The sequence below is a fragment of the Rossellomorea aquimaris TF-12 genome, assembly GCF_001648555.1.
Taxonomy (GTDB): domain Bacteria; phylum Bacillota; class Bacilli; order Bacillales; family Bacillaceae_B; genus Rossellomorea; species Rossellomorea aquimaris.
In genome coordinates, this window is sequence record NZ_LQXM01000002.1 from 111,488 (window position 1) to 137,504 (window position 26,017).

Below are 26,017 nucleotides of genomic sequence, written 5' to 3' on the forward strand. Positions count from 1 at the left end.
AGTAATACAATTTACGAAAAAAGCTTCATAAATAAGCAATGGGAGAGACTAACGGTCTCTCTCATTTTATATTTTAGGCTCTTTTCGTAAACTTTGTTACTTTTATTTCAGAAGATGCTCACTTCCCAGTTCATGGGCGCAGAGTATCCTCTGCTGACGTCGGCTGAAAACGGAGCGTTGACAGAGCCTTAGGTGAAATTATGTTATAATACAACAATCTTTGCGAAAAGAGGCTTATATAAGGGATTACTTTTGACCAATAATTAAAATTATTCCATAATAATTGGTGGGAGATAATTCGAAGTTCTGAAGAAAACTAACTATATCATCTTTCAGATAGAGTAATTTGAAGGAGTGTCCAAATTTGAAAACTGAAGATTGTATTATTGTAGGTGGAGGCCCTTGTGGGTTGTCAGCTGCTATAAGTTTAAAGGATCAAGGAATAGATCCTTTAATTATTGAAAAAGGCAATATTGTAAATGCTATTTATCATTACCCTACTCACCAAACTTTTTTCTCTTCAAGTGAGAAATTAGAAATCGGTGATGTTCCTTTTGTTATTGAGGAACATAAGCCTCGTCGTAATCAGGCTCTTGTTTATTATCGTGAGGTAGCAAAAAGAAAAAAATTAAGGATTAATCGTTTTGAGCTGGTTCAAAACGTAGAAAAAAGTGAACAGGGTTTTATTATTTCTACCTCAAAGGAAACATACCAAGCGAAACATGTAATCATTGCAACTGGTTATTATGATTCTCCAAATTACTTGAACATTCCAGGTGAAAAAGAAGAAAAGGTATTTCATTACTTTAAAGAAGCACATCCCTTTTTTGACACCGATGTTGTTGTAATAGGTGGAAAGAATTCAGCAGTCGATGCTGCCTTAGAATTAAATAAAGCAGGAGCAAGAGTAACGGTGATTTATCGTGGAAGTGAATACTCAAAAAGTGTAAAGCCATGGATACTTCCTAATTTCGATGCATTAGTTCGAAGTGGTGAGATAAATATGGAATTTAATTCGTGTGTTCAAGAAATAAAGGAACAGTCTGTAATCTATGATACTCAAGGAGAACAAAAGGAGATATACAATGATTTTGTTTTTGCTATGACAGGGTATCATCCAGATCACGGTTTTCTTACTAAGATGGGAATTAGCATTGATGATGAAACAGGAAGACCATCCTTTAATCCTGACACTATGGAGACGAATGTGAATGGAGTATACATCGCAGGAGTTATAGCAGCAGGAAATAATGCCAATGAAATATTTATTGAAAACGGGAGATTACATGGAGGATTAATAGCAAGCTCTATTGTAGGTAAAGATTGATCATAAAGTAACTTCATGAATATTTTTCATATCTATAATTTACAAAACGACTCGCGGATTTCACGAGTCGTTTTAGGATATTTTTGCTAACTTTGTTGCCTATCTAACAAAGTCATTAGTTTTTAAATATCTTCTCAAGTTCGTGGAAATCGTTGGTTTGAGAAAGAGCAACCATCAATTTTATACGGGCTTTCTGTCCATTAAGGCCGTTAGAAAAAATGACTCCCTTTTCCTTTAATTGTTTTCCTCCACCACTATAACCATAAATATCTTGAACAATCCCGTTAAAGCATCTTGAAACAAGCACAACGGGAATATTTGCAGATAACAATTCATTTATACCATGGACGGCTTCAGGTGGAAGATTCCCTTGTCCAAGTGCCTCTATAATCACACCATCAAATTGTAAATCCTTAATTGCAATTAACAGGCCCGAGTCCATCCCAGCATATGCTTTGATTAAAGTAACTCGTTTTGAGATATCGCAAACTTGATAGCTCTCAGAGGAAGTAGGTTGGTGGTGAAAAAGTACGCCTCTTTTTGTAACAATTCCAATTGGTCCATATTGCGGGCTTTGGAAGGTAGAAACGTTGCTTGTGTGTGTTTTGTTACGTTTTTTGCTGAATGAATTTCATCATTTAATACAACTAATACACCTTTATTCTTTGATTTACTATCTGCTGCTACACGAACAGATGATATAAGATTATACAATCCATCTGCTCCAATTTCGTTACTCGATCTCATGGCCCCTGTAACGACAATAGAAATAGGTAAGGATATGGTAAGATCTAAGAAATAAGCTGTTTCTTCTAAAGTATCTGTTCCATGTGTAATAACTGCCCCGTCAAACGCCTTTTCCTTGTACTTCTCTTCTATTAGTTCTTTAAGTTGGTACATATGCTGTTCAGTAATGTGGGGAGAAGGTAGGTGAAATGCTTCCTCTACTGTGATATTAGCTAAGTTTGAAACAATGGAAGTTTGAACGGATAAAGGATTTTCTTTCCCTGGAATCACTTCTCCTGTACTAACATCCTCCATCATAGAAATCGTTCCACCTGTATGTATTACTAAAATATTTTTTTTCATATGGGCATTCCTCCTGTCAAATAAAATGTTATTTCCAATCTTACTTTAACATGATACGATTAAGAAAACCGAAAGAAAAGAGGACTTTTTATGCTGGTGATTTTATCAGCGGGTATAGCACCAGGATTAGCGTTGCTGAGTTATTTTTATTTGCGCGACGAATATGAATCAGAACCGATTACATTAGTGTTTAAGACATTTATTTATGGAACTATCATAACCTTCCCTATTATGTTCCTTCAATATGTATTGGGAGTTGAAGGGTTCATTCCATCAAATTTGGCCAATGCATATATTTCCTCAGGATTACTTGAAGAGTTTTTCAAATGGTTTATTTTGATGTTTGCAATTTTTCAGCACGTTAATTTCAATGACCCTTATGATGGTATTGTCTATGGTGCAAGTGTGTCTTTAGGCTTTGCTACAGTGGAAAACATATTATATTTAGTAGCAAATGGCGTTGAGTATGCATTTGGTAGAGCATTGCTTCCTGTTTCAAGTCATGCCTTATTTGGAGTTATTATGGGTTATTACTTAGGAAAAGCCAAATTTTCTTTAAAAGAAGAAAAACGAAAGTGGTTATTGATTTCCCTTTTTATTCCGATCTTTTTACACGGAACATATAATTATATTTTTCTTGCTGAAAAAAATTGGATCTATTATATGATTCCCTTCATGTTCTTTCTATGGTGGCTTGGTTTGAAAAAAGTAAAACATGCACATCGACTAACAGAAAAACAATACAACAATCAATTATATAAAGAAAAGGTTCAATAAAAGACGTTCTCAAATTGAGGACGTCTTTTTTTCTTATAACGCTTGTATAAAATGGGAGTCTCTACAAAAACTAGAGTTAATGTTAATTGAAGATATGGAGGTTAAAGCATTATGAATAGTCGCTTCAAAATATCTATTACTTCAGTCGTCATGGTGCTTATGTGTTCTCTTTTAATGATTTCATCAGAAGGAGAGAAGGCAGACGCTTTTTCAAACCAAGTCATTCAGCATGGTGCAACTGGTGAAGATGTAATAGAGCTACAAGCAAGGTTACAGTATATAGGGTACTACAATGGGGATATTGATGGAGTCTTTGGTTGGGGGACATATTGGGCTTTAAGAAACTTCCAATATGAATTTGGTCTAGAAATTGACGGTTTAGCAGGTCAAGAGACAAAAAATAAACTAGTGAAAGCTTCAAAGTATAATAAACAATTTGTCAAAGAACAGATCCAAAAAGGGAAAAACTTTAGTCATTACGGAGGTACTAATCTTAACAAACAAGCTGAGGGAGGCGGAGGAAAAGGGACTAGTGCTAAGCAGCCACAACAACAGCAAAAGCAAACCCCTTCCAAACCAACAGCGGTGAATACACCAAATGGCTTTTCTCAAAACGACATCCAATTAATGGCGAATGCTGTTTATGGTGAAGCACGAGGTGAACCATACGAAGGTCAAGTTGCAGTTGCAGCAGTTATTTTAAATCGAGTAGATAGCTCAGCATTTCCAAACACAGCTGCAGGAGTAATATTTGAACCTGGTGCGTTTACTGCTGTTGCAGATGGGCAAATTTGGCTGACACCAAACGAAAAGGCGAAGGAAGCTGTGTTGGATGCTATCAATGGTTGGGATCCATCCTCTAGTGCCATTTATTATTTTAATCCTGCAACAGCTACAAGTAAATGGATTTGGTCCCGTCCACAAATAAAGAAAATAGGAAAGCACATATTCTGTAATTAATGAGGTGAAGTAAAGTGCTACGTGTAATTCTAATCACTGTACTCGTTCTGGGCGTTGCAGGTACAGCCTTTTGGGGGTATCAAGAACACCAGGAGAAAAATGCGGTATTAATAAATGCTGAAAATAATTACCAGCGTGCGTTTCATGAATTAACTTACCAGATGGATCTTCTCCACGATAAAATAGGTTCGACTTTAGCAATGAACTCACGGAAATCTCTATCTCCTGCTCTTGCAGATGTATGGAGACTGACTTCCCAAGCTCATAGTGACGTTGGTCAACTTCCTTTGACCCTTTTACCATTTAATAAAACGGAGGAGTTTTTAAGCAATATCGGAGATTTCAGCTACCGAGTAGCCGTGAGGGACCTTGATAAAAATCCACTATCTGAAAAAGAATACAAATCATTAGAAGGATTATATAAACAAAGTGCCGATATACAGAAAGAGTTAAGAAGGGTTCAATATTTAGTTATTAAGAATAACTTAAGATGGATGGACGTGGAACTGGCTCTAGCATCAGGAAAAGAGCAGTCAGACAATACAATCATTGATGGATTTAAGACGGTTGAAAAAAATGTCTCTGGATACGATGAAGCAAATTTCGGAAACACCACTTTTGTAAATACAGAGAAAAAAGATGATAATTTCAAAAAGCTACAAGGTAAAGCAATTTCTAAAAAAGAAGCCGTTGAAGTGTTAAGAAAATATTCAGGTTTGAAGGAAACCAAGAATGCCAAGGTAGCTAAAAGTGGAAAAGGTTCTAATTACGAATTTTATAGTGTGTCAATTGGCAACGGAAAAACTGAAGCGAGTATGGATATAACTAAAAAGGGAGGATATCCTATTTGGTACATTCATAATCGAGAAGTGAAAGATACGAAAATTAGTTTAAATAAAGCTGCTGAGAAAGCTACTCAATTTTTAAAAGAAAATAAATTTGAGAAATTAGAGCTGTTTGAAAGTGCTCAATATAATAATATTGGAATCTTCACGTATGTAACGATTGTAGATGAAACAAGGATATATCCTGATTCTGTGAAAATAAAAGTAGCTTTAGACAACGGACAAATCATTGGATTTGCTGCAGAAGAATATTTGAAAAATAATCATGAACGAGAATTGCCGAAGCCTTCCATTACCAAAGAAGAAGCAAGAGCCACAACAAACCCAAATCTTAAAGTCATGGAAGAGAGAAAGGCTGTCATCGTAAATGACTTAAATGAAGAAGTACTCTGTTTTGAGTTCCTGGGTATGCTAGGTAAAGATACGTATCGAATCTTTATAAATGCAAAAACCGGAGAAGAAGAAAAAGTAGAAAGACTTAAAAATGCAGAACCAATATATGAAGAAGTAGTATAATTATTTTATGAGGGACGGACCTCCATTTGGAGGTCCGTCCCTCATTTGTTGTTTAAATTCAGAAAAGAATGAAAATGTATAAAAAAGTATGGAAAGGTAGATTGTCACATGCCATAATAAGGGTACACATAATGGAAGTAAGAAAGTGAGAGTTTTGGACTATGATTAAAGCTGGAATGACGTTGCAATTAGAGCCTTTACATAATGAGAAATTTGAAAAATATAAATGTAGAGTGGTGGAGTTAGGGCAAAATGGTATCTATATTGATTATCCGATCCATACAAAAACAGAAAAGACTGTTTTTTTAATAGATGGCACTCAGCTTAAAGCCAGTTTTATCTACAATGATCAGACAGTACTTATGTTTGAAACGGAGGTTCTTGGGAGGAAACTATCAAAGATTCCGATGATTCACATCCATTATCCTGGCGAAAACGAATTAGTAAAAATTCAACGCAGGCAATTTGTACGTGTAGATGCCAACGCTGATATTTCGTTGAAATTTAATAACCAATATCACCCCACCATCACCGAAGACATTAGTGCAGGAGGCTGTGCTGCCATAGTGAATAAGGAAATGAAGATTGAGGGTGGAACAAAACTGACGACGATCATAGTACTTCCAATGCAAAATGGTGAATGTCATTACGCTGAAATAGAAGGAAGAGTGATTCGTGTATGGGAGAAAGATGCAAGAAGTATTGCAAGTATTGAGTTTGACAAACTAACGGAAAGTCAACGACAGCTTATCCTTAGATATTGCTTCGAAAGACAATTAGAGTTAAGGAAAAAGGGACTTCTTGAATAAAAACAGTAAATTGACACATACTTTTTCTATGTAAAGAAAAAGGGTGAGCAGATGAAATTGGTAGAACGTATCCTTATTAAACTAGCGATTATTCATTTTATTTTATTATTGGGAATTCAAGTGCTATTTCATGAGTTCAATTTCCTTCCTGTATTTCATAAAATAATATTTTATGAAGGGGTAGAAAAAATGGAATATAGTGATATTGTTGAAACATTATCAAAGGGAAAAGCGGGTGATTAGACCTGCTTTTTTTATAGGTTTGCTATGTGATTTTTTACATTAGTTGATTGAAAGGAAATCGCTTGCAATGTTTAACAAAGTTTTTAGAATAAAGATTTTTTAAACGTTCTTTTTGATTTATGTTAAAATAATGGAGAAATAATTAGGAATATAAGTAGGTGGATTTTTTGGAAAAATTAAGAATCGCAATAGACGGCCCTGCTGCTGCAGGTAAAAGTACAGTGGCAAAAATTGTAGCAGAGAAATTATCTTATCTTTATATAGATACTGGAGCGATGTATCGTTCCCTAACATATAAAGCTTTGAAAATGAATGTAGACGTTCATAATGAACAGGAGCTAACGAAGTTGTTAGCAAATACAACAATTGAATTGGAACCATCAGAAAATGGACAGTTAGTATATGTAGATGGAGAAAATGTAACAGATGAGATTCGTCAATCTTCTGTTACCAACTCTGTATCTCATATTGCAGTCCATTCTTTAGTGAGAGAGGAAATGGTTCATAGACAACAACAGTTAGCAAGAGAAGGAGCTGTTGTAATGGATGGAAGAGATATAGGTACCCATGTTATACCTGATGCTGAAATCAAAGTCTTTCTACTAGCCAGTGTTGATGAACGAGCTCAAAGAAGACATGAAGAAAATGTTACTAAAGGGTACCCATCAGACTTAGAACAACTCAAGAAAGAGATTGCACTAAGAGATAAGATTGATTCTGAAAGAGAAGTGGCCCCTTTGAAAAAAGCAATAGATGCCATTGAGATTGATACCACATCCTTGTCGATTTCAGAAGTAGTGAGCCAAATTATGTTGCTAGTAGAAAGGAAGGGTTAACGTGAACTTGTATTCCTTTGCTAAAAGCTTAGTAAAAACGGTTCTTACCCCCCTTTATCGAATAGAAGTTGTTGGTTTAGAGCATTTTCCTAAAGACGGTGGGGTTTTATTATGTGCAAATCACATTGATAATTTAGACCCTCCAGTAGTAGGTATTACTGCTCCAAGACCTGTTTCTTTTATGGCGAAAGAAGAGATATTTAGTGCACCAGTACTTGGTAAGATTCTGCCTGGACTTCGCGCTTTTCCAGTTAAAAGGGGAATGAGTGATCGAGAGGCCCTGCGTAAGGGATTGAACGTCCTTAAACAGGGTGATGTTTTGGGACTGTTTCCAGAGGGTACTAGAAGTAAAACAGGGAAGATTGGAAAGGGATTAGCCGGTGCAGGATTTTTTGCTCTTCGATCCAATGCTTATGTTGTTCCTTGTGCCATTATTGGACCTTACAAGCCATTTAAAAAACTAAAGGTTGTTTACGGTCCCCCTATTCCCATGGATGAAGTAAGAGAACAGAAGTTAAATGCAGAAAAAACAACTGAAATTATCATGGGTGAAATTGAAAAACTAATAAATGAGCATGTTTAATATGAGCTTTCTTGCTTGACAAAAAGCTTTATTTATTAGAAGTTAGTAGAAAGAATATTATAAATTTTCGATTTATGGATTTAAAATTTTTGTAGTCATGGATTAAGGAGGAGTACATAATGGAAGACATGAATGGAATTGAAGTGAAAAATCTCGAAATTGGTGAAAAAGTTAAAGGAACAGTCACTAAGGTCGAAGAGAAACAAGTCCTTGTTGATGTTCAAGATAGCAAAGTGGATGGCATCATTCCAATTAGTGAACTCTCAAGCCTTCATATTGAAAAAGCTTCTGATGTAGTCAGTGAAGGAGATGTACTTGAGTTAATCGTGACGAAAGTGGAAGAAGAGCTATTGGTTCTTTCAAAACGTAAAGTAGATGCTGAAAAAGCATGGGAAGAAATGAAAGTCCGTTTTGAAAATGGAGACATTTTTGAAGCAGAAGTAAAAGATGTTGTAAAAGGTGGATTAGTTGTAGATCTTGGGGTTAGAGGATTTGTTCCTGCTTCCTTAGTAGAAGACTACTATGTTGAAGATTTCTCTGATTATAAAGATAAATCTTTAAGCTTTAAGATTGTCGAATTAGACCAAGAGAAAAATCGACTTATTTTATCTCACCGAGCAGTTGTAGAGGCGGAAAAACAACAACAAAAGAAAAAGTTATTAACAGATATAAAGTCAGGGGCTGTCCTTGAGGGTACAGTTCAGCGTATTACCGATTTTGGAGCATTTGTAGATATCGGAGGAGTAGATGGTTTAGTTCACATCTCACAACTTTCTCATGAGCATGTTGAGAAACCTTCAGATGTCGTAACAGAAGGACAAAAAGTAAATGTCAAAGTCCTTAGTGTTGATCGAGATAATGAAAGAATTTCTCTATCTATTAAAGAAACTTTACCTGGACCTTGGAGCAATATTTCAGAAAAGGCTCCAAAGGGAAGCGTGCTTGATGGAGTTGTAAAACGTTTAGTGTCCTATGGTGCATTTGTTGAAGTTCTTCCAGGAGTAGAAGGACTCGTTCATATCTCACAAATATCCCATAGCCATATTGGTACCCCTCATGAAGTATTAAAAGAGAACCAAGAGGTAAAAGTAAAAGTATTGGATGTCAACGAAGACGAACAACGCTTATCCTTAAGTATAAAAGCTCTGGAAGAAAAGGAAGAAGAAGTGACCGACTACGAAATGCCAGAAGAAAACACTGGATTCCAGTTAGGTGAAATGATCGGAGACAAACTAAAAGATCTTAAATGATGGTGATGGACAGTGACGAGAGCTCAAAGAAAACAAGACCACATTAACTATGCACTATCAACAGGTCAACAACGAAAAACGGGTTTTGATGATGTTACTTTTGTCCACCATAGCTTACCTAATATAGCGGTAGATGATGTTAATCTGCATACTCAAATTGGCGAACTTAATTGGAGTTCGCCAATTTTTATCAATGCTATGACTGGTGGCGGTGGAAAATCCACTTCTAAAATAAATGAAGAACTGGCTATATTGGCAAGAGAAACAGGTATGGCCATTGCGGTTGGTTCTCAAATGTCTGCATTGAAGGATTCAAATGAGCGTCATACATATGAAGTGGTTAGAAAAACGAATCAGAACGGAATCGTTTTTGGAAACCTTGGAAGTGAGGCAACTGTTCAGCAAGCAAAAGATGCTGTTGAAATGATAGAAGCAAATGCCTTGCAAATTCACCTTAATGTGATTCAAGAATTAACGATGCCAGAAGGGGATCGTAATTTTAGGGGTGCTTTGGAAAGGATTCAACAAATTGCTAATGGGATATCCGTTCCTGTCATCGTTAAGGAAACAGGCTTTGGAATTAGCAAGGAAGTGGCCGCATCTCTATCACATTCGAATATTGCAGCAATTGATGTTGGTGGATTTGGGGGAACGAACTTCTCTAAAATTGAGAATAAACGAAGAAGCAGGATGTTAGGATTTTTTGATGATTGGGGAATCCCAACAGCAGTATCCATCGTTGAATGTCATTCTTCCACCTCCTTGCCAATCCTTGCTTCTGGAGGTGTTCAAAGCAGCTTAGACATTGTGAAATCCTTAAGCTTAGGTGCTTCGGCCGTGGGGATGGCAGGAGTTATCTTGAAAACACTTCTTGATTCTGGACTGGATAGTACAATTGAAGAAGTAAACGAAATTCAATCAGATCTTAAATTTTTAATGTGCGCTTTAGGTTGCAAAAATCTGAGCGAGCTTCATCATGTACCAGTGGTATTGTCAGGAAATGTCTATCATTGGTTGGAGCTAAGAGGCTTGAATCCTAAAGAGCTCAGCAATCGTAATAAACAATGATTTTTAAAAAATTTCATATCTTTTAAGGAGACGAATTCTTATAGAATTCGTCTTTTTTATTGCTTTCTAATTTAATGATGCTGATACATATAGAGATAAGTACAAAATCTACAAAAAGAATGATCACTCATCACCAAAGCATGCATCATCATCAAATCAAACCAAACCATTCACATCCAGTAATTGTTCCTCGAACCAAACAAAATAATCCACTCCCCCTTAAGGAAGTGGACTTCACTTATTTATTCTCGCAAATTCATACCCATCGCATGAAGAGTTAATCCTACCTTATCTTTGTTTGTTTCTTGCTTCTTCCGGGCTTTGTAGCCCTGTTGATCCTTTATAATGCAAAGCTTGATCTCGATCAGATTCCACCTGTTTGCTTTGTTTTAATTTCTTTTCTTGTCGATCTTTACCCATTATCAACACCTCCTTCCTTTATTTTTTCTATAAGTTTTTTATTCATGCATGAATGAGATACATAAAGATTTTCCATAATGTAGATAATAAGAGGGAGTGAAACAATGTGGATGGAATTTACTATTTATGGTTCCTTTGGGGATGTTGGACATACTCAACCTTTATTATGAGTAAAAAAGACACGTTTAGATTTTATATTTCATTTTTAAGCCTGGTGTTAATCATCGTTTTTCCATATGGTGTAACGATATATTCAATGAGAATAGCAGTACCTGTACTTGTGATAATTATTGGTTGTTTTATTTATATACGTTCGCTGAGAGTAAGAGATAAATTATATTTGTTTATCACCTTATTAACAATCGGACTGACTAACTCAGGTTTAGGACTCATATCCATTTACGATCCTATTTTAATGTTTTTGGATACTGGAATAGTTGTAGCCTTTTCTTCTGTAATATTAAGTTTTCTTTTTTATCCGTCTCATTCAATGAAATACAGAGTGAGTGCTGTCGTGTTAGGCTGTATTGCCGGTGATTTTCTCTTGTGTTTTTCGTTAAATAAAATTGGTTTTTTATATTCAGTAGGTAATGGGAATTTTTTAGATTCTCTAACAATTTCTCTTTTCACTCTTATTGTCATTAAGGTATTGAATGATATCAACCATGTGGTCAATATGAAATTACAAACCAAAGGGGAAATGAATAATATATGAATGAATATGTGTACCCGGTTATTTTTGGTGTGATGGTGGGAACGTTAACTAGAATTTATATGCTTCGCACAGATTATCGCCAATACCCTACTTACTTACATGGTAAAATAATACACATCGCATTAGGGTTTATCGCTGCTGGATTAGGTACGATTGCAATACCCGCATTATTGGAAGAGAATTTCACAGCGATTACGTTTTTGACTGTTGCAGCTTCTCAATTTCGTGATGTTCGAAATATGGAAAGGAATACGTTAACAGAACTAGATGCTTATGAGCTTGTTCCAAGAGGCGCAACTTACATAGAAGGGATAGCCATTGCATTTGAAAGTCGAAATTATTTGGTCATTTTTTCTTCGCTCCTTGCGACTATTGCTTTTATTGTTTTCAATTTTTATGTTGCCTTAGTCATTGGGCTTATCTCTATGCTCATTTCTCATAAATTAATGGCTGGTGGTCGACTTCAGGACATAGTCGATATTGAGTATGTTGAGCCTCATTTTGATGGGGCAGGGCTTTATGTCGATAATATCTATATTATGAATATCGGTTTGAAAGTCAGACAAGAAGAGATTTTAAAGTATGGTATGGGCTTTGTTCTTTCTCCTAAATCATTTGATGCAAGGTCTACTATCGCAAACCTGGGGCAACGACAGGCCATTCTTCATGACATTTCCACATCCTTAGGCATTTTTAAAGATTCAGGAACTCCAGCTCTAACTCCTCTCGCTAAAAGAGATCTAGATGATGGTCGCATTGGTGTATTTGTCCTTCCACAAAGGAAGGATATCGAAAAAGCCATTGCCATTTTAGGTCAAGTGCCTACATTGGAGAATGCGATTAGAATGCCTTCAGAATCAAAAGCTAATAAGAAGGGGAGTAAGTTAGAATGAGCACAACAATCCAGAAATTCATTCTTGCAGCTGTTACTACTTCACCTGAAAGAGTACCAAGTGGGACTGCCGTATTTCATTGTAAAAGTGATTCGGAATTACAAAAGATATGTGCTAATTTAGAAGCCATTTTAGATGGTATTGCCCATGAATTAGATGAAGGACTGTTTATCATTGTGAAACATTGATTGCTAGATTATTCTTTTATTGATAAAATAGTAAAGTTAGGGGACTGTCCCATAAGGAAATAAGACCTTAAGGGCCAGTCTTTCTTATTCATAGTACTTGACATCAAGAATTGAAAAGGCTTAAAAGAGGAAATGTAAGAAAAGTAAAAAGTTTCTTACAGAAAGGGTGAAAAACGTGTCAAAACCAGTCGTAGCCATCGTAGGGCGTCCAAACGTAGGAAAGTCCACGATTTTTAATAGAATTGTTGGAGAAAGAATATCAATAGTTGAAGATGTTCCAGGAGTTACAAGAGATCGAATATATAGTTCAGCTGAATGGTTAACGCATGAGTTTAATATGATCGACACAGGTGGTATAGAATTAGGTAATGAACCATTTTTAGATCAAATTAGACAGCAGGCAGAAATTGCCATCGATGAAGCAGACGTCATTGTATTCTTAACGAATGGTCGTGAAGGTGTCACTGCTGCAGACGAGATTGTTGCTAAAATTTTATACAGATCAAAAAAACCGGTAGTGTTAGGCGTTAATAAAGTGGATAATCCTGAAATGAGAGAAATGATTTATGACTTTTACTCATTAGGTTTTGGAGAACCATACCCAATTTCGGGATCTCACGGGCTTGGTTTAGGAGATCTGCTAGATGACGTGGTTAGACATTTTAAAAAGGATGAAGAAGACGATTATGCTGAAGATGTTATTAAGTTCTCTCTCATCGGTCGACCAAACGTAGGAAAGTCTTCACTCGTTAACGCATTACTGGGTGAAGATAGAGTTATCGTAAGTAATGTAGCAGGTACAACAAGAGATGCAGTGGATTCATCTTACTCCTTTGAAGGACAAGATTATGTCATTATTGATACTGCAGGTATGAGAAAAAGGGGAAAAGTATACGAAACAACGGAGAAATATAGTGTACTTAGAGCCCTTAGAGCCATTGAACGCTCAGACGTCGTCTTAGTGGTTATTGATGGGGAAGAGGGAATTATTGAACAAGATAAGAAAATTGCTGGATACGCTCATGAGGCTGGTCGAGCAGTAGTGATCGTAGTGAATAAATGGGACGCTGTTGAAAAAGATGAAAAAACCATGAATAAATGGGAACAGAACATTCGTGACCATTTTCAATTTTTAGACTATGCTCCCATCGTATTTCTTTCAGCAATAACGAAAAAGAGAATTCACACATTACTGCCAGTCATTAATATAGCTAGTGAAAATCATGCATTACGTGTTCAATCCAGTGTACTAAATGAAGTAGTGATGGATGCAGTTGCCATGAATCCTACTCCAACAGATAATGGTAAGAGGTTAAGAATTTATTACGCTACACAGGTTGCTGTTAAGCCGCCAACCTTTGTTGTATTTGTAAATGATCCAGAATTAATGCACTTTTCGTATGAGCGTTTCTTAGAAAATAGAATACGTGATGCATTTGGATTTGAAGGTACTCCTATTCGTATTATCGCTCGTGCTAGAAAATAATTAGGTAGGTGTGAAATGTTGAAAAAATCCCAAAAGATTACGGTAATTGGAGCAGGTAGTTGGGGGACAGCACTTTCAATGGTCCTTGCAGATAATGGGCTTGAGGTAAGGTTATGGGGTCATAAAGAAGATCAAATCAATGAAATTAACCAACACCATACAAATCAAAAGTATTTAAAAGAAGTGGAACTCCCAGAGTCTATTATTGGGTATTCTAACCTTCAACAATCTATTGAGGAAATCGATACCATTATTCTAGCTGTTCCAACGAAAGCAATTCGACCAGTATTACGTCAAATACAAGAAGTTCAAAGTACTCCTTTAACCATTGTTCATGTTAGTAAAGGAATTGAACCGGATTCTCTATTAAGAATATCTGAAATGATTGAAGATGAGATGGAGTCAAAAAACTTACATGCAGTTGTTGTGCTTTCAGGACCAAGTCATGCGGAGGAAGTGAGCTTGAGACACCCAACTACTGTAACGGTATCCTCGAAGGATATGAAGGCTGCTGAGTCGGTTCAGGATATGTTTATGAATCAAAACTTTAGAGTTTACACGAATCCTGATTTACTTGGGGTAGAGATTGGCGGAGCTTTAAAAAATATTATTGCTCTAGCTGCGGGAATAACTGATGGACTTGGTTATGGCGATAATGCAAAAGCTGCCCTTATAACTAGAGGTCTAGCAGAAATCGCTCGTTTAGGAACTAAAATGGGGGCAAATCCTCTTACCTTCTCAGGGTTAACAGGAATAGGCGACCTTATTGTTACTTGTACAAGTGTTCATTCAAGAAACTGGAGAGCAGGTAATATGCTTGGTAAAGGTCGTAATCTTGAAGAGGTGCTCGATAACATGGGAATGGTTGTAGAGGGTGTTCGCACAACAAAAGCAGCTCATCAGCTGGCTGAGAAATATGAAGTGAAAATGCCGATTACGGATGCTTTGTATGAAGTGTTATTTAATAATGTAGAAGCAAAAGAAGCCGTTGATCATTTAATGGCACGTGTTAAAACCAATGAAATGGAAGACCTGGTGAATATATTAGGTGAACGTTTCATAGAAGAAGAATAAAATCCATCTATTATAGGCATTCGAGGATGCGGATAGCAGCTCTGTTGCATACACTGTGATGAATATATACAGCTTTGCCTATAGATGGGTAGGTCTCATTTATGAGCATCTCACCTGTTTTAAAACCAACTTGTAAAGTTGGTATTAAAACAGGTGAGTGCTCTTCTTTTATGTAGGTTCATTTCTTGAAGCTTGTTGCTACCTTGTATAGGAGAAGTTGACCTTCGCTTGCAGTAGGGAATGCGGTGAGCATCCTCGTCGGTGTGCTTCATCATTTAAGCAAACCTTGTTGACAAAGCCATTGACTGAACTCTTATTAAAAAGACAACAACCTTTGTGAATAGTGCCTTTATGTAGCTGTTATTTGCAGTTTATAACATTTTATTGAACAAAGAATCTTCCCTATTCTTTTAGAAAAAACTTATGATATAATACATTCGATAACAGGAGGGATGTTTCTTGAATTCGATGATGAAAATGTGGATCTCATTTGGTTCTATGGGGTTCATGTTCTTTGCGATTTTAACCATTTATTTCAGTCGATATAAAATCAAACAAAAATTTTTACGATTTATCACTGCTTTCGTGGCGTACATATTAATGATTGCCGGTGGTTTGATGATGATCTATATTGTATTTAGTGGGCCTACCAATTAAAGAGGCTCTACAAGTGAAAGGACGTTTTAGATTGAAGCGCTTTGGATTAATGGCAATACTTCTTATTTCAACAATGACGATACTGTCTGGATGCTTATACCCTGAGCAAAAACTAAATCAGAATCAAATTCCTTACGATACTCAGGTGAAAACTGTTCAGGAAGCAGTGGATCAGTACAAAAATAACAATAATGGATTACTTCCTATAAAAACAAAAGATCAAGACACTCCTATCTATCAAAAGTATCCCATAGACTTCAGAAAGCTTAGTCCTCAATTTCTGGCAGAAATTCCTGGAAACGCATTTGAAAACGGTGGTGTCTTTCAATACGTTCTAACAGATGTAGAGGAAAACCCCACAGTAAACATTTTCGATTTGCGTATGGCTGAAAAGATAAGAGAAGTAAGAATTAGAATACAGGCACAAGGATACCCTCCATTTAAAGAAGAAATATCTAAAAATGTATATACTCTGAATTACAAGGAGTTAGGATATGATGGAGAAGTGTACGTCAATAGCCCTTATTCTAATAAAAATCTTCCCTTAGTCATCAATGGTAACGGGGATATTTTTGTTGACTACTCTATGGACTTATATGAAAAAATTCAAACAGCAGAAAATATGCCCGAACCAGGCGAAGATATTAGGGGATTACTCACGAAAGACTCTGTTTTTGTACCAGCATATTCTTTACCATATACCATTAATGAAAAATCTGAACCTGTCTTTATGACAAAATAGGCATAACCCTTTTCTTACAAAATATATTGTAGGGGAAGGGTTATTATTTTTATGTCATTTTTTATAAAGGGTTTACTTTAATACAAATGATCATAAATGCTAAGACATAATAAATTTCATTTTTTTATCATAAGGAGGTAAAAAAAACATATTAATAGTCATAAGTCATTAGGACAACATCATAAATATAGAATGTGAGACAGAATACACGGATGAAACATCCCTGGAATATAAGATGGGAGGGAATCTCTTGGAAAGAGTCGATCTATTTAAGGACATTGCCGAAAGAACTGGCGGAGATATCTATTTAGGTGTGGTAGGAGCAGTACGAACGGGGAAATCTACTTTCATAAAAAAGTTCATGGAATTAGTAGTCCTTCCTAATATTGCTAGTGAGTCAGAGAGAGCTAGAGCACAGGATGAGCTTCCTCAGAGTGCAGCTGGAAGAACCATTATGACAACAGAACCAAAGTTTGTACCGAATCAAGCCATCTCAGTTCATGTAGATGAAGGCCTAGAGGTTAATGTGAGATTGGTGGACTGTGTAGGTTATACTGTACCAGGAGCTAAAGGATATGAGGATGAGAATGGTCCTAGAATGATTAATACACCTTGGTACGAAGAGCCTATACCGTTTCACGAGGCAGCTGAAATTGGTACTCGAAAAGTTATCCAGGAACACTCTACGATTGGTGTAGTCGTGACCACTGATGGTTCTATTGGGGAAATCGGAAGAGGAGACTATATTCAGGCAGAAGAACGTGTAATTGAAGAGTTAAAAGAAGTAGGAAAACCATTTATTATGGTGATTAACTCAGCTAGGCCCCATGCCCCTGAAACGGAAGACCTAAGAGTGAAGCTCCAGGATAAATATGATATTCCTGTTCTTGCTATGAGTGTTGAAAGTATGAGAGATTCAGATGTATTAAATGTACTTCGAGAAGCATTATTTGAATTCCCGGTGCTGGAAGTGAATGTAAACCTTCCTAGTTGGGTTATGGTGCTGAAAGAAGAGCATTGGTTACGTCAAAATTATCAAGAAGCAGTGAAGGAAACAGTAAAGGATATTAAACGATTAAGAGATGTCGATCGAGTTGTACATTACTTTAGTGAGTTTGATCACATCGAAAGGGCAGGACTGGCAGGAATTGATATGGGGCAAGGTATAGCAGAAATTGATTTATATGCTCCGGATGAACTATACGATGAAGTATTAAAAGAGATTGTAGGGGTAGAAATTCGTGGGAAAGATCACTTATTAGAATTAATGCAAGACTTTGCTCATGCCAAGGCTGAATATGACCAAATCTCTGATGCTCTAAGAATGGTTAAGCAAACGGGTTATGGTATTGCCGCACCGTCACTTAATGATATGAGCTTAGATGAACCTGAAATCATAAGACAAGGAGCAAGATTTGGGGTCAGTTTAAAAGCTGTAGCTCCTTCTATTCACATGATAAAGGTAGATGTACAATCAAAATTTGAACCGATCATAGGTACTGAAAAACAAAGTGAAGAGCTGGTTCGCTATTTAATGCAAGATTTCGAAGATGACCCACTATCCATTTGGAATTCAGATATATTCGGCCGAAGCTTAAGCTCAATTGTTAGAGAAGGCATACAGGCAAAGTTATCATTAATGCCGGAGAATGCTAGATATAAGTTGAAAGATACGTTAGAAAGAATCATTAATGAAGGTTCTGGTGGATTAATCGCCATTATCTTATAAGATAACAAGAAACACAAAAAGACTCTCCTCACAGGGAGTCTTTTTGTGTTTCCCATCCCTTTTGAGAGGGTGCATCCTCAAGCTACTCTAATTTACAGAGGCCCATAAAAAGTATTTCTACTATACAGGGTAATAGTAAAGATGCCGTTAAATTGACTCAATGTTGGAGATTTCTTTAAATATTATCTAGAAAAAATGTTTAGGGAAATGTATGTTTGGGAAGTAAGGTAGAGTAACTGTTAAATAAAATGATGCTTTTTTTGTAGGATCGGTGATAAAGTGATAGATTGTATTTAAGGTGAAAATCATGAAAATAAGGTGAATTTAGTCAATTTTTATCGTAAATAAGAAAAGATTCCCATTATTTCTTGAATAATTGTTGCTAAGGACAATCTATTGTGATAATCTTTTAACAGAATTGTTGTTGATTATTGATTCAACAACGTTTTCAAGCGATTTTTCTTTACATAATGTATAGAATCCGCTAAAGTTGTTTACTAATGATAATAAAGTAAATGAATCATGACTGAGACATTTCCTTGGGAGGAGGTGAATGGCATGAACAAGACAGAACTAATTAATGCTGTTGCAGAAGCTGCTGAGTTATCTAAGAAGGACGCTACAAAAGCGGTTGACGCTGTTTTTGATACAATTCAAAACTCACTTGCAAACGGTGATAAAGTACAATTAATTGGATTCGGTAACTTTGAAGTACGTGAGCGTGCAGCCCGTAAAGGTCGCAACCCACAAACTGGAGAAGAAATCGAAATCTCAGCTAGCAAAGTACCTGCTTTCAAACCAGGTAAAGCGCTTAAAGAAGCTGTAAAATAATTACATACTTTGATGAGCGTAAGAAAGGTCGCATGAAGATGCGGCCTTTTTTTCTTTTTTATAGTATGGTTGAGCCAGCTTTATTTTATGTAAAAAATTTGTGATTTTTATCGGATCTTTATATTTTCTAAACTTCTAAAGCACTAGTCTTTGATGACTTTATAGGCTTATGCTAATATTAACAATGTTACTATTTCTTTAAGTTATTTTAGGAGGACAACATAATGGCAGAAGTCAATCATGCCCAATTAGAGGAAGCAGTTCGGTTAATTTTAGAGGCAATTGGAGAAAATCCTAATAGAGAAGGTTTATTAGATACTCCAAAACGAGTTGCGAAAATGTATGCAGAGGTATTTTCAGGGTTGGATCATGATCCGAAAGAATACTTTGAAACTATATTTAGTGAAGATCATGAAGAGTTGGTACTTGTAAAGGATATTCCTTTTTACTCCATGTGTGAGCATCATCTCGTTCCTTTTTACGGAAAGGCACACGTAGCATATATTCCACGTAACGGAAGGGTTACAGGTCTAAGTAAACTTGCAAGAGCAGTAGAGTCTGTTGCGAAAAGACCGCAGCTTCAAGAAAGAATTACTTCAACAGTTGCTGATTCTATCATGGAGACATTGGAACCTTATGGTGTGATGGTAGTAGTGGAAGCTGAACATATGTGCATGACCATGAGAGGCGTGAAGAAGCCAGGGTCAAGTACGATAACAACTTCCGTAAGAGGAACATTTAAAGAGGACTCTCAAGCTCGAAACGAAGTTCTTTCTTTCATAAAGAATTAAGAAAGTAGGAGTGATCGAAGATGAATTCAAATGAATATGTGGTCATAAAAGCGACTGAAGATGGTGTGAACGTAATCGGATTAACGAGAGGTACAGACACACGATTCCATCACTCTGAAAAGCTTGATAAAGGGGAAGTGATGATTGCGCAATTTACTGATCATACTTCTGCCATCAAAGTAAGAGGTAAAGCGACAATCATGACTAGTTACGGTGAGGTTGAAAGCGAAAACAAGAAATGATTACAGGATGAGGGGTAGACAATGAAGATGATTCTTCCTAGTCGTCCCCTTTGTTATCAATTCAGATGACAAGAGAGACCCGGTAATACCTCCTCTAAATCAATCTTCGTAGATGGTCGTTCCTCCCATATCGTCAGAACAAGATGTAAAGACCCAGGGAAAGACTGATTCCCTATAAAAGCACTTTTTATGGTATAATATCTAATGCTGAAATTTTTAGACTGATACATAGTAGAAATGGGGATAAAAGGGTATGAAATTCATTGATTGTAACCATCAAGCGAATATCATTCATCAATACATAGATGAGCAGCTACACCACTCGTACTTAAAGGAGTATATCGATCAACCGACCATCGACCGTGATCGTATATTTTTTTTACTCCTTCCATTTATGAATGAGGGACGGACCTTCAATAAAGAAATTGTACAGTGGATTTCTACTGCTATGTTATTGCAGATAGCCCTTGATACCCATGAGAAGGTTACACTATCTCAACATGATTCATTAAAAGAAAGACAACTCACTGTTCTTGCCGGAGTGTACTTTAGTAGTCTTTATTATAAAATTCTTGCAGATACAGATGATGTTGACCTCATTTCTACACTGGCTAGAGCCATTAAAGAAATTAATGAAAGCAAAATATCTATATATAAAGAAGAATATAAGAATCTTGATGAATTATTGTTTAGTTTAAAAACAAGAGAGTCAGCAATCGTCTCTAACTTTTTTTCCTTTTTTCATGAGGACAATTGGGTTGAGGTTGTAGAGCAAGCACTCCTTTATAAAAAGCTTGTTCAAGAGCGAGATGGCTTACAAAGGAATCAAGATACTACCTTTTTAAAAGCTTTATCGTCGTTAATGCTGCATTCATCCAAGAGTCAATCTACCCCCTTAACGAATACGAACGAGGAGTACCAACTCTTAGAAACGACCATTGATGAGTTAATTGAAAAAACAAAAAAGACCATCCATTCACATTTGGAAAATAAAGAACCACTTTCACCATATTTTAAAAAGTTTATAGTGGAGTTACTGCCATATGCTAATCTACAACCATTGACGAAACTATATGCGGAAGAAGGGTAAAAGAATGAACGAGTCAAAAGAACAAAGAGTACACGGTGTTTTTGAAAAAATATATTCTAATTATGATAAAATGAACTCGGTCATTAGCTTCCAACAGCATAAGAAATGGCGAAAAGAGACAATGAAGTATATGGATGTCCGCCAAGGATCTGATGCATTAGATGTTTGTTGTGGGACTGCTGATTGGACTCTGGCCATTGGTGAGGAAGTTGGGGACACTGGCAAAGTGTTTGGCTTGGATTTCAGCCAAAATATGCTTTCTATCGGAAAAGAGAAAGTAAAAGAATCCCCCTTGAATAATATTGAGCTCATTCATGGGAATGCCATGGAGTTACCCTTTGAGGATAATACGTTTGATTATGTAACGATCGGATTCGGTTTACGTAATGTTCCGGACTATCTGCATGTCTTAAAAGAAATGAACCGGGTATTAAAACCTGGCGGTATGGCTGTTTGTCTTGAAACTTCTCAGCCAACAATGGTTGGTTTCAGACAGCTTTACTATATGTATTTCCGCTTTGTTATGCCTATATTTGGAAGAGTGTTCGCTAAGAGCTTCTCAGAGTATTCTTGGCTACAAGAGTCAGCAAGAGACTTCCCAGGTATGAAAGAATTAGCCAACATGTTTGAAGAAGCAGGCTTCAAGGATATACATGTGAAACCATACAGTGGTGGGGTCGCTGCCATGCATGCAGGTTATAAAAAAGCAAGTAAATCGTAAATTAGTAAACTAGGTGGAAAAACTATGAAGCTAAACAGAATGTATTCGTTTCTGAAGACGGATATAGATGAAATTGAAAAGGAACTGGAAGTTGCAATCGAATCTGAATCCCAACTTCTTCAAGAGGCGTCCCTTCATCTTCTGCAAGCAGGGGGAAAAAGAATTCGTCCTGTGTTTGTCCTGCTTTCAGCAAAATTTGGACAATATGATATCAATAGTGTGAAAAATGTTGCTGTTGCACTCGAGCTCATTCATATGGCATCCCTTGTTCATGATGATGTAATTGATGATGCTGAGTTAAGAAGAGGGAAACCAACAATTAAAGCCCAGTGGGATAACCGGATTGCTATGTATACAGGTGATTATATATTTGCAAGAGCTCTTGAGTATATGACAATTGTTAAAGCACCTGAAGCCCATCAAATTTTGTCCCAAACGATTGTAGAGGTTTGTAAGGGTGAAATTGCACAAATTAAAGATAAGTATCGTTTTGATCAAAATTTACGTGACTATCTGTTAAGAATTAAGCGCAAAACGGCTTTACTTATTGCTGTTAGCTGTCAGCTTGGTGCCATTGCTGCTGGGGCCACTGAAGAAGTACATAAACGATTATTTAGATTCGGCTATAATGTTGGAATGAGCTTTCAGATTACCGATGATATATTGGATCTCACAGCAAGCGAAGAAGAGCTGGGTAAGCCTGCTGGAAGTGACTTGTGGCAAGGGAACATAACCCTTCCGATTCTTTATGCTATGGAGGATTCGGAATTAAAGAAGAAAATTGAAAGGGTCACAGAACATACTTCTTCAGACGAAATGAAATCCATTATATCTGCTATTGTTGCTTCAGATGCAATAGAACGTTCTCACCGTATTAGTAAGCTTTATTTAGATCGGGCATTGAAAGACTTGGATGCTCTTCCTTATAACCGTGTGAAGAAAACGTTAAAGAATATTGCAAACTTTATTGGAAAAAGAAAATATTAAGAAAATTTAAAATGGAAACGTTGCCAAAATCCCTAATCAGTGTTACTATTTTTCGTGGGACGTCCTCGGACAGACTATACATACATAATTAGGAGTGGGGAAGATGGAAAAGACTTTTTTAATGGTAAAGCCAGACGGAGTACAAAGAGGGTTAATCGGTGATGTTGTATCACGTTTTGAAAAAAAGGGCTTTCAATTAGTTGGAGCTAAGCTTATGAGTATTTCTACTGAGCTTGCAGAAGAGCATTATGGTGAGCACAAAGAGAGACCATTCTTTGGAGAACTAGTTGACTTTATTACTTCTGGTCCTGTATTTGCAATGGTTTGGCAAGGTGAAAATGTTATCTCAACAGCACGTGGAATGATGGGAGCAACAAATCCTAAGGACGCTGCTACTGGGACAATCCGTGGGGACTTTGGTTTAACAGTAGGGAAAAATATTATTCACGGTTCGGATTCTTCTGAAAGCGCTGTTAGAGAAATTGGCTTATTCTTCAAAGAAGAAGAGCTTGTTGAATATTCTAAATTAATGAATGAGTGGATTTACTAATCCATCCTTATAATATGAAAAAGAAGGCAAGTCGACAAAATCGACTTGTCTTTTTTGTATAATAAACTAATTTTCATTTAACAATTTCAGCCTTTGTTCGATATATTCAATATAAACATATAAACCGTTTCATATGCAGAGAGAGTGGATACCATGTCAAAGGATTATCTGGATTTTATTGATGGAATAAAAAGAAAAACAGGAATTGATTTGTCTCTATACAAAGAGGCACAAATGAAGCGAAGACTAACAGCTTTATATGAAAAGAAAGGCTACGGGAGTTTTCAAGAATTTCTTAAGTTTATTAACCAAGATGCTGAAGAGATGGAAGGGTTTCTAGATCGGATGACAATTAATGTTTCTGAGTTTTATAGAAATTATAAGAGGTGGCAGGTTTTAGAAGAGAAAATACTACCTAGGCTTTTAAAAGGAAACAGAACCCTTAAAGTTTGGAGTGCTGCTTGCTCAACAGGTGAAGAACCTTATACCTTAGCCATGATGTTATCGAAATACATACCTTCGTCTCAAATTTCAATTCTTGCAACGGATATTGATAGAAATGCAATTCAGCGAGCGAAAAATGGTGTTTACCCTGAACGCTCCTTAAATGAAGTACCAATTGATATGAAAGAAAAATTTTTCTCTCAAGAAGGTTCATTATTTAGGGTGACAGAAGAAGTGAAAAGAACTGTTACCTTTAAAAATCAAAATTTATTAGCTGATCGGTTTGAAGATAACTTCGACTTGATTGTTTGCCGGAATGTATTGATTTATTTTACTGAAGAGGCAAAGGATTTGCTTTATAAAAAATTTAATTCTTCTTTAAAAAAAGATGGAGTGTTTTTTGTAGGGAGTACAGAGCAAATCTTTAATCCGGGTCAATATGGGTTTGAAACAGAAGATACGTTTTTTTATAAAAAAATATAATGTCTAAAAACGATGGGGGTCAATCGCAAATACACTTTGCTACCCATCGTTTTTTTAGTTTGGCTGTTCCCGCAAAGATTGTTGTTCAATAACCTGTCTTTTGAAAATTCTGTCCACCATCTATAAGGATAAAAGTGACAGAGCTAAATAAAAACAAAAAGCAAAAGTAATTCTACTATACAAGATAAAATCGATCACTCCACAATTGAAAAATGCAGGTTTCTTCACTTGAAAGGTATTTATATTAGTCTATATTTAGTAACTAATGGTTAGAAAGCTGATTTTCGCTGCAATCAACCATCACTTTCTCATCTAAAATAGCAACAATCTTTACGAAAACAGTCATTAGTTAAAAAGGTGTATGAACAGCATTTTTTTAAAATCCGAAAAAAGAGTTAGTATCTTCAAAATTTTTAAATTCAGGTACTATGAAAAAATGTAATTTCTATGTTATATTGATACATAATTCTTTAACGAGTTGAAGGGGGAAAGTAAATGAGATACTTAACATCAGGTGAATCACATGGACTACAATTAACGACAATTATTGAAGGCTTACCGGCGGGAATGCCATTAGAGTCTGAGGATATAAATGAAGATTTAGCAAGAAGACAGAAAGGTTATGGCCGTGGCCGAAGAATGCAAATAGAAAAAGACCGTGCCCAAATCGTAGGCGGGGTCAGACATGGATATACTCTAGGCTCTCCACTTGGATTGGTTGTAGAGAATAAGGATTGGACTCATTGGACAAAGGTAATGGGAATTGAACCTTTAGAACTGGGTGAAGCAGAAGAGGTAAAGAGAAAAATCTCTAGGCCGAGACCAGGTCATGCTGACTTGGTTGGTGGAATGAAATACGGACATAGGGACCTTAGAAATGTTTTGGAAAGGTCTTCTGCAAGAGAAACAACCGTAAGGGTAGCAGCAGGTGCAGTGGCAAAGAAATTATTAAAGCTTCTTGGAATTGATGTCGTTGGACATGTGCTAGAAATCGGTGGTATTAAAGCAGAGAAAGTACAATATGATTCTGTTGACCAGCTGAAAAAGAATACAGAAGAATCTCCCGTTCGGTGTCTTGATGAAGATGCGGCTCAGCGTATGATGAACTTAATAGATGAAGCAAAGTCGAATGGAGATTCTATTGGAGGAGTAGTAGAAGTTATTGTCGAGGGGATGCCTCCTGGTGTTGGCAGTTATGTTCACTATGACCGTAAGCTTGATGCAAAGATTGCCATGGCAGTGATGAGTATAAATGCTTTTAAGGGTGTCGAATTTGGTCTGGGGTTTGAAATGGCTCGAAAACCTGGAAGTGAAGTTCATGACGAAATAGCGTGGAGTGAAGAGGAAGGCTACTTCCGCAAGACGAATCGATTAGGCGGCTTCGAAGGTGGAATGACGACTGGAATGCCAATCCATGTCAAAGGAGTCATGAAGCCTATCCCAACCCTTTATAAACCTTTACAGAGCGTTGATATCGAAACGAAGGAGCCTTTTAAAGCGAGTATTGAAAGATCTGATAGCTGCGCTGTTCCTTCAGCTAGTGTTGTAGCAGAAGCTGTGGTTGCTTGGGAACTTGCATCGGCTTTGGTGGAGCAATTTCATAGCGATCAATTTGAAAAACTAAAGGAAGCAATTGATATTCAACGTCAAGACTCAAAGGAGTTTTAATGA

At 36.5% G+C, this 26,017-nt stretch carries 30 protein-coding genes; 27 read left to right on the forward strand and 3 right to left on the reverse strand.

The genetic code is table 11. From position 1 onward, the window contains the following. Positions 1-364 precede the first annotated feature (364 nt). On the forward strand, positions 365-1,327 hold the full coding sequence (locus IQI_RS00730; RefSeq protein ID WP_064091006.1) for a YpdA family putative bacillithiol disulfide reductase: 963 nt from the start codon (positions 365-367) through the stop codon (positions 1,325-1,327). 115 nt (positions 1,328-1,442) lie between these two features. Here the strand turns inward: IQI_RS00730 and IQI_RS20990 are convergent, their stop codons facing one another. After that, positions 1,443-1,769 (reverse strand): L-asparaginase family protein, encoded by a 327-nt coding sequence (locus tag IQI_RS20990; RefSeq protein ID WP_082892548.1) that lies wholly within the window; start codon positions 1,767-1,769, stop codon positions 1,443-1,445. A gap of 17 nt (positions 1,770-1,786) precedes the next feature. Continuing rightward, on the reverse strand, positions 1,787-2,416 hold the full coding sequence (locus IQI_RS20995; protein WP_082892549.1) for an asparaginase domain-containing protein: 630 nt from the start codon (positions 2,414-2,416) through the stop codon (positions 1,787-1,789). A 90-nt stretch (positions 2,417-2,506) separates the two neighbouring features. Between IQI_RS20995 and prsW the strand changes: the two genes are divergently transcribed. The 9 genes from prsW to fni all read left to right on the forward strand — a co-directional run bounded on the left by prsW (position 2,507) and on the right by fni (position 10,303). After that, positions 2,507-3,193 (forward strand): glutamic-type intramembrane protease PrsW, encoded by a 687-nt coding sequence (gene prsW / locus IQI_RS00740; protein ID WP_064091007.1) that lies wholly within the window; start codon positions 2,507-2,509, stop codon positions 3,191-3,193. 150 nt (positions 3,194-3,343) lie between these two features. Continuing rightward, positions 3,344-4,153, forward strand: a complete 810-nt coding sequence (gene sleB, locus IQI_RS00745) for a spore cortex-lytic enzyme (RefSeq protein WP_064091062.1) — start codon at positions 3,344-3,346, stop codon at positions 4,151-4,153. Between the two features lie 14 nt (positions 4,154-4,167). Next, positions 4,168-5,514 carry a germination protein YpeB gene (gene ypeB / locus IQI_RS00750; RefSeq protein WP_064091008.1) on the forward strand — a complete coding sequence of 449 codons (1,347 nt, stop codon included), beginning with the start codon at positions 4,168-4,170 and terminating at the stop codon, positions 5,512-5,514. A gap of 161 nt (positions 5,515-5,675) precedes the next feature. Continuing rightward, on the forward strand, positions 5,676-6,323 hold the full coding sequence (locus tag IQI_RS00755; RefSeq protein WP_064091009.1) for a flagellar brake protein: 648 nt from the start codon (positions 5,676-5,678) through the stop codon (positions 6,321-6,323). A gap of 51 nt (positions 6,324-6,374) precedes the next feature. Further along, positions 6,375-6,566: a YpfB family protein gene (locus IQI_RS00760; protein ID WP_064091010.1), complete on the forward strand. Its 192-nt coding sequence runs from the start codon at positions 6,375-6,377 to the stop codon at positions 6,564-6,566. Between the two features lie 167 nt (positions 6,567-6,733). Then, a complete protein-coding gene (cmk, locus tag IQI_RS00765) occupies positions 6,734-7,402 on the forward strand; it encodes a (d)CMP kinase (RefSeq protein ID WP_064091011.1) in 669 nt (222 codons plus the stop codon). 1 nt (position 7,403) lies between these two features. Beyond that, positions 7,404-7,985 (forward strand): lysophospholipid acyltransferase family protein, encoded by a 582-nt coding sequence (locus tag IQI_RS00770; RefSeq protein ID WP_064091012.1) that lies wholly within the window; start codon positions 7,404-7,406, stop codon positions 7,983-7,985. Positions 7,986-8,101: 116 nt separating this feature from the next. Continuing rightward, positions 8,102-9,235: a 30S ribosomal protein S1 gene (rpsA, locus tag IQI_RS00775; protein ID WP_064091013.1), complete on the forward strand. Its 1,134-nt coding sequence runs from the start codon at positions 8,102-8,104 to the stop codon at positions 9,233-9,235. Positions 9,236-9,247: 12 nt separating this feature from the next. Continuing rightward, complete coding sequence (gene fni, locus IQI_RS00780) at positions 9,248-10,303, forward strand: type 2 isopentenyl-diphosphate Delta-isomerase (protein WP_064091014.1); 1,056 nt, start codon at positions 9,248-9,250, stop codon at positions 10,301-10,303. A gap of 288 nt (positions 10,304-10,591) precedes the next feature. Here the strand turns inward: fni and IQI_RS20100 are convergent, their stop codons facing one another. Then, positions 10,592-10,723, reverse strand: a complete 132-nt coding sequence (locus IQI_RS20100; RefSeq protein ID WP_064498960.1) for a YpzI family protein — start codon at positions 10,721-10,723, stop codon at positions 10,592-10,594. A gap of 106 nt (positions 10,724-10,829) precedes the next feature. Between IQI_RS20100 and IQI_RS00785 the strand changes: the two genes are divergently transcribed. The 17 genes from IQI_RS00785 (at position 10,830) to aroC (ending at position 26,014) form a co-directional block, all read left to right on the forward strand. Continuing rightward, positions 10,830-11,438, forward strand: a complete 609-nt coding sequence (locus IQI_RS00785) for a YphA family membrane protein (protein ID WP_064091015.1) — start codon at positions 10,830-10,832, stop codon at positions 11,436-11,438. Next, positions 11,435-12,331, forward strand: a complete 897-nt coding sequence (locus IQI_RS00790; RefSeq protein WP_064091016.1) for a YIEGIA family protein — start codon at positions 11,435-11,437, stop codon at positions 12,329-12,331. The genes IQI_RS00785 and IQI_RS00790 overlap by 4 nt, the downstream gene beginning before the upstream one ends. Then, complete coding sequence (locus IQI_RS00795; protein WP_064091017.1) at positions 12,328-12,519, forward strand: capping complex subunit for YIEGIA; 192 nt, start codon at positions 12,328-12,330, stop codon at positions 12,517-12,519. Before IQI_RS00790 ends, IQI_RS00795 begins: the two co-directional genes overlap by 4 nt. 175 nt (positions 12,520-12,694) lie before the next feature. After that, positions 12,695-14,005 carry a ribosome biogenesis GTPase Der gene (gene der / locus IQI_RS00800; RefSeq protein ID WP_064091018.1) on the forward strand — a complete coding sequence of 437 codons (1,311 nt, stop codon included), beginning with the start codon at positions 12,695-12,697 and terminating at the stop codon, positions 14,003-14,005. A 15-nt stretch (positions 14,006-14,020) separates the two neighbouring features. Then, entirely contained in the window at positions 14,021-15,079 is a 1,059-nt protein-coding gene (locus IQI_RS00805) for an NAD(P)H-dependent glycerol-3-phosphate dehydrogenase (protein WP_064091019.1), read from the forward strand. A gap of 468 nt (positions 15,080-15,547) precedes the next feature. After that, the gene (locus tag IQI_RS00810; protein WP_064091063.1) at positions 15,548-15,736 is read left to right on the forward strand and encodes a DUF2768 domain-containing protein; all 189 of its coding nucleotides are present in this window, start codon (positions 15,548-15,550) and stop codon (positions 15,734-15,736) included. A gap of 49 nt (positions 15,737-15,785) precedes the next feature. Continuing rightward, the gene (locus IQI_RS00815) at positions 15,786-16,478 is read left to right on the forward strand and encodes a hypothetical protein (RefSeq protein ID WP_197489692.1); all 693 of its coding nucleotides are present in this window, start codon (positions 15,786-15,788) and stop codon (positions 16,476-16,478) included. 250 nt (positions 16,479-16,728) lie between these two features. Further along, the gene (spoIVA, locus tag IQI_RS00820) at positions 16,729-18,207 is read left to right on the forward strand and encodes a stage IV sporulation protein A (RefSeq protein WP_064091020.1); all 1,479 of its coding nucleotides are present in this window, start codon (positions 16,729-16,731) and stop codon (positions 18,205-18,207) included. A gap of 558 nt (positions 18,208-18,765) precedes the next feature. Further along, positions 18,766-19,038, forward strand: a complete 273-nt coding sequence (locus IQI_RS00825; RefSeq protein WP_034758336.1) for an HU family DNA-binding protein — start codon at positions 18,766-18,768, stop codon at positions 19,036-19,038. 224 nt (positions 19,039-19,262) lie between these two features. After that, positions 19,263-19,829, forward strand: a complete 567-nt coding sequence (gene folE, locus IQI_RS00830) for a GTP cyclohydrolase I FolE (RefSeq protein WP_064091021.1) — start codon at positions 19,263-19,265, stop codon at positions 19,827-19,829. Positions 19,830-19,849: 20 nt separating this feature from the next. After that, complete coding sequence (gene mtrB, locus IQI_RS00835) at positions 19,850-20,071, forward strand: trp RNA-binding attenuation protein MtrB (RefSeq protein ID WP_064091022.1); 222 nt, start codon at positions 19,850-19,852, stop codon at positions 20,069-20,071. 253 nt (positions 20,072-20,324) lie between these two features. Continuing rightward, positions 20,325-21,161 carry a heptaprenyl diphosphate synthase component 1 gene (locus IQI_RS00840; RefSeq protein WP_064091023.1) on the forward strand — a complete coding sequence of 279 codons (837 nt, stop codon included), beginning with the start codon at positions 20,325-20,327 and terminating at the stop codon, positions 21,159-21,161. Positions 21,162-21,165: 4 nt separating this feature from the next. Further along, positions 21,166-21,882: a demethylmenaquinone methyltransferase gene (locus tag IQI_RS00845; RefSeq protein ID WP_064091024.1), complete on the forward strand. Its 717-nt coding sequence runs from the start codon at positions 21,166-21,168 to the stop codon at positions 21,880-21,882. A gap of 24 nt (positions 21,883-21,906) precedes the next feature. Then, a complete protein-coding gene (hepT, locus tag IQI_RS00850; protein WP_064091025.1) occupies positions 21,907-22,869 on the forward strand; it encodes a heptaprenyl diphosphate synthase component II in 963 nt (320 codons plus the stop codon). A gap of 103 nt (positions 22,870-22,972) precedes the next feature. Then, positions 22,973-23,419 carry a nucleoside-diphosphate kinase gene (gene ndk, locus IQI_RS00855; RefSeq protein ID WP_064091026.1) on the forward strand — a complete coding sequence of 149 codons (447 nt, stop codon included), beginning with the start codon at positions 22,973-22,975 and terminating at the stop codon, positions 23,417-23,419. 153 nt (positions 23,420-23,572) lie between these two features. Then, positions 23,573-24,346, forward strand: a complete 774-nt coding sequence (locus IQI_RS00860) for a CheR family methyltransferase (protein WP_064091027.1) — start codon at positions 23,573-23,575, stop codon at positions 24,344-24,346. 495 nt (positions 24,347-24,841) lie between these two features. Further along, positions 24,842-26,014 (forward strand): chorismate synthase, encoded by a 1,173-nt coding sequence (gene aroC / locus IQI_RS00865; RefSeq protein WP_064091028.1) that lies wholly within the window; start codon positions 24,842-24,844, stop codon positions 26,012-26,014. The last annotated feature ends 3 nt before the right edge of the window (positions 26,015-26,017 follow it).

Coding starts and splice junctions, on each gene's coding strand:
- IQI_RS20990 (WP_082892548.1), bottom strand. CDS start 1,769: ATGGACTCGGGCCTGTTAATTGCAATTAAGGATTTACAATTTGATGGT.
- IQI_RS20995 (WP_082892549.1), bottom strand. CDS start 2,416: ATGAAAAAAAATATTTTAGTAATACATACAGGTGGAACGATTTCTATG.
- prsW (WP_064091007.1), top strand. CDS start 2,507: ATGCTGGTGATTTTATCAGCGGGTATAGCACCAGGATTAGCGTTGCTG.
- sleB (WP_064091062.1), top strand. CDS start 3,344: ATGGTGCTTATGTGTTCTCTTTTAATGATTTCATCAGAAGGAGAGAAG.
- IQI_RS00755 (WP_064091009.1), top strand. CDS start 5,676: ATGATTAAAGCTGGAATGACGTTGCAATTAGAGCCTTTACATAATGAG.
- IQI_RS00760 (WP_064091010.1), top strand. CDS start 6,375: ATGAAATTGGTAGAACGTATCCTTATTAAACTAGCGATTATTCATTTT.
- IQI_RS20100 (WP_064498960.1), bottom strand. CDS start 10,723: ATGGGTAAAGATCGACAAGAAAAGAAATTAAAACAAAGCAAACAGGTG.
- IQI_RS00790 (WP_064091016.1), top strand. CDS start 11,435: ATGAATGAATATGTGTACCCGGTTATTTTTGGTGTGATGGTGGGAACG.
- IQI_RS00795 (WP_064091017.1), top strand. CDS start 12,328: ATGAGCACAACAATCCAGAAATTCATTCTTGCAGCTGTTACTACTTCA.
- IQI_RS00805 (WP_064091019.1), top strand. CDS start 14,021: ATGTTGAAAAAATCCCAAAAGATTACGGTAATTGGAGCAGGTAGTTGG.
- IQI_RS00810 (WP_064091063.1), top strand. CDS start 15,548: ATGATGAAAATGTGGATCTCATTTGGTTCTATGGGGTTCATGTTCTTT.
- IQI_RS00815 (WP_197489692.1), top strand. CDS start 15,786: ATGGCAATACTTCTTATTTCAACAATGACGATACTGTCTGGATGCTTA.
- IQI_RS00825 (WP_034758336.1), top strand. CDS start 18,766: ATGAACAAGACAGAACTAATTAATGCTGTTGCAGAAGCTGCTGAGTTA.
- folE (WP_064091021.1), top strand. CDS start 19,263: ATGGCAGAAGTCAATCATGCCCAATTAGAGGAAGCAGTTCGGTTAATT.
- mtrB (WP_064091022.1), top strand. CDS start 19,850: ATGAATTCAAATGAATATGTGGTCATAAAAGCGACTGAAGATGGTGTG.
- IQI_RS00840 (WP_064091023.1), top strand. CDS start 20,325: ATGAAATTCATTGATTGTAACCATCAAGCGAATATCATTCATCAATAC.
- IQI_RS00845 (WP_064091024.1), top strand. CDS start 21,166: ATGAACGAGTCAAAAGAACAAAGAGTACACGGTGTTTTTGAAAAAATA.
- hepT (WP_064091025.1), top strand. CDS start 21,907: ATGAAGCTAAACAGAATGTATTCGTTTCTGAAGACGGATATAGATGAA.
- ndk (WP_064091026.1), top strand. CDS start 22,973: ATGGAAAAGACTTTTTTAATGGTAAAGCCAGACGGAGTACAAAGAGGG.
- IQI_RS00860 (WP_064091027.1), top strand. CDS start 23,573: ATGTCAAAGGATTATCTGGATTTTATTGATGGAATAAAAAGAAAAACA.
- aroC (WP_064091028.1), top strand. CDS start 24,842: ATGAGATACTTAACATCAGGTGAATCACATGGACTACAATTAACGACA.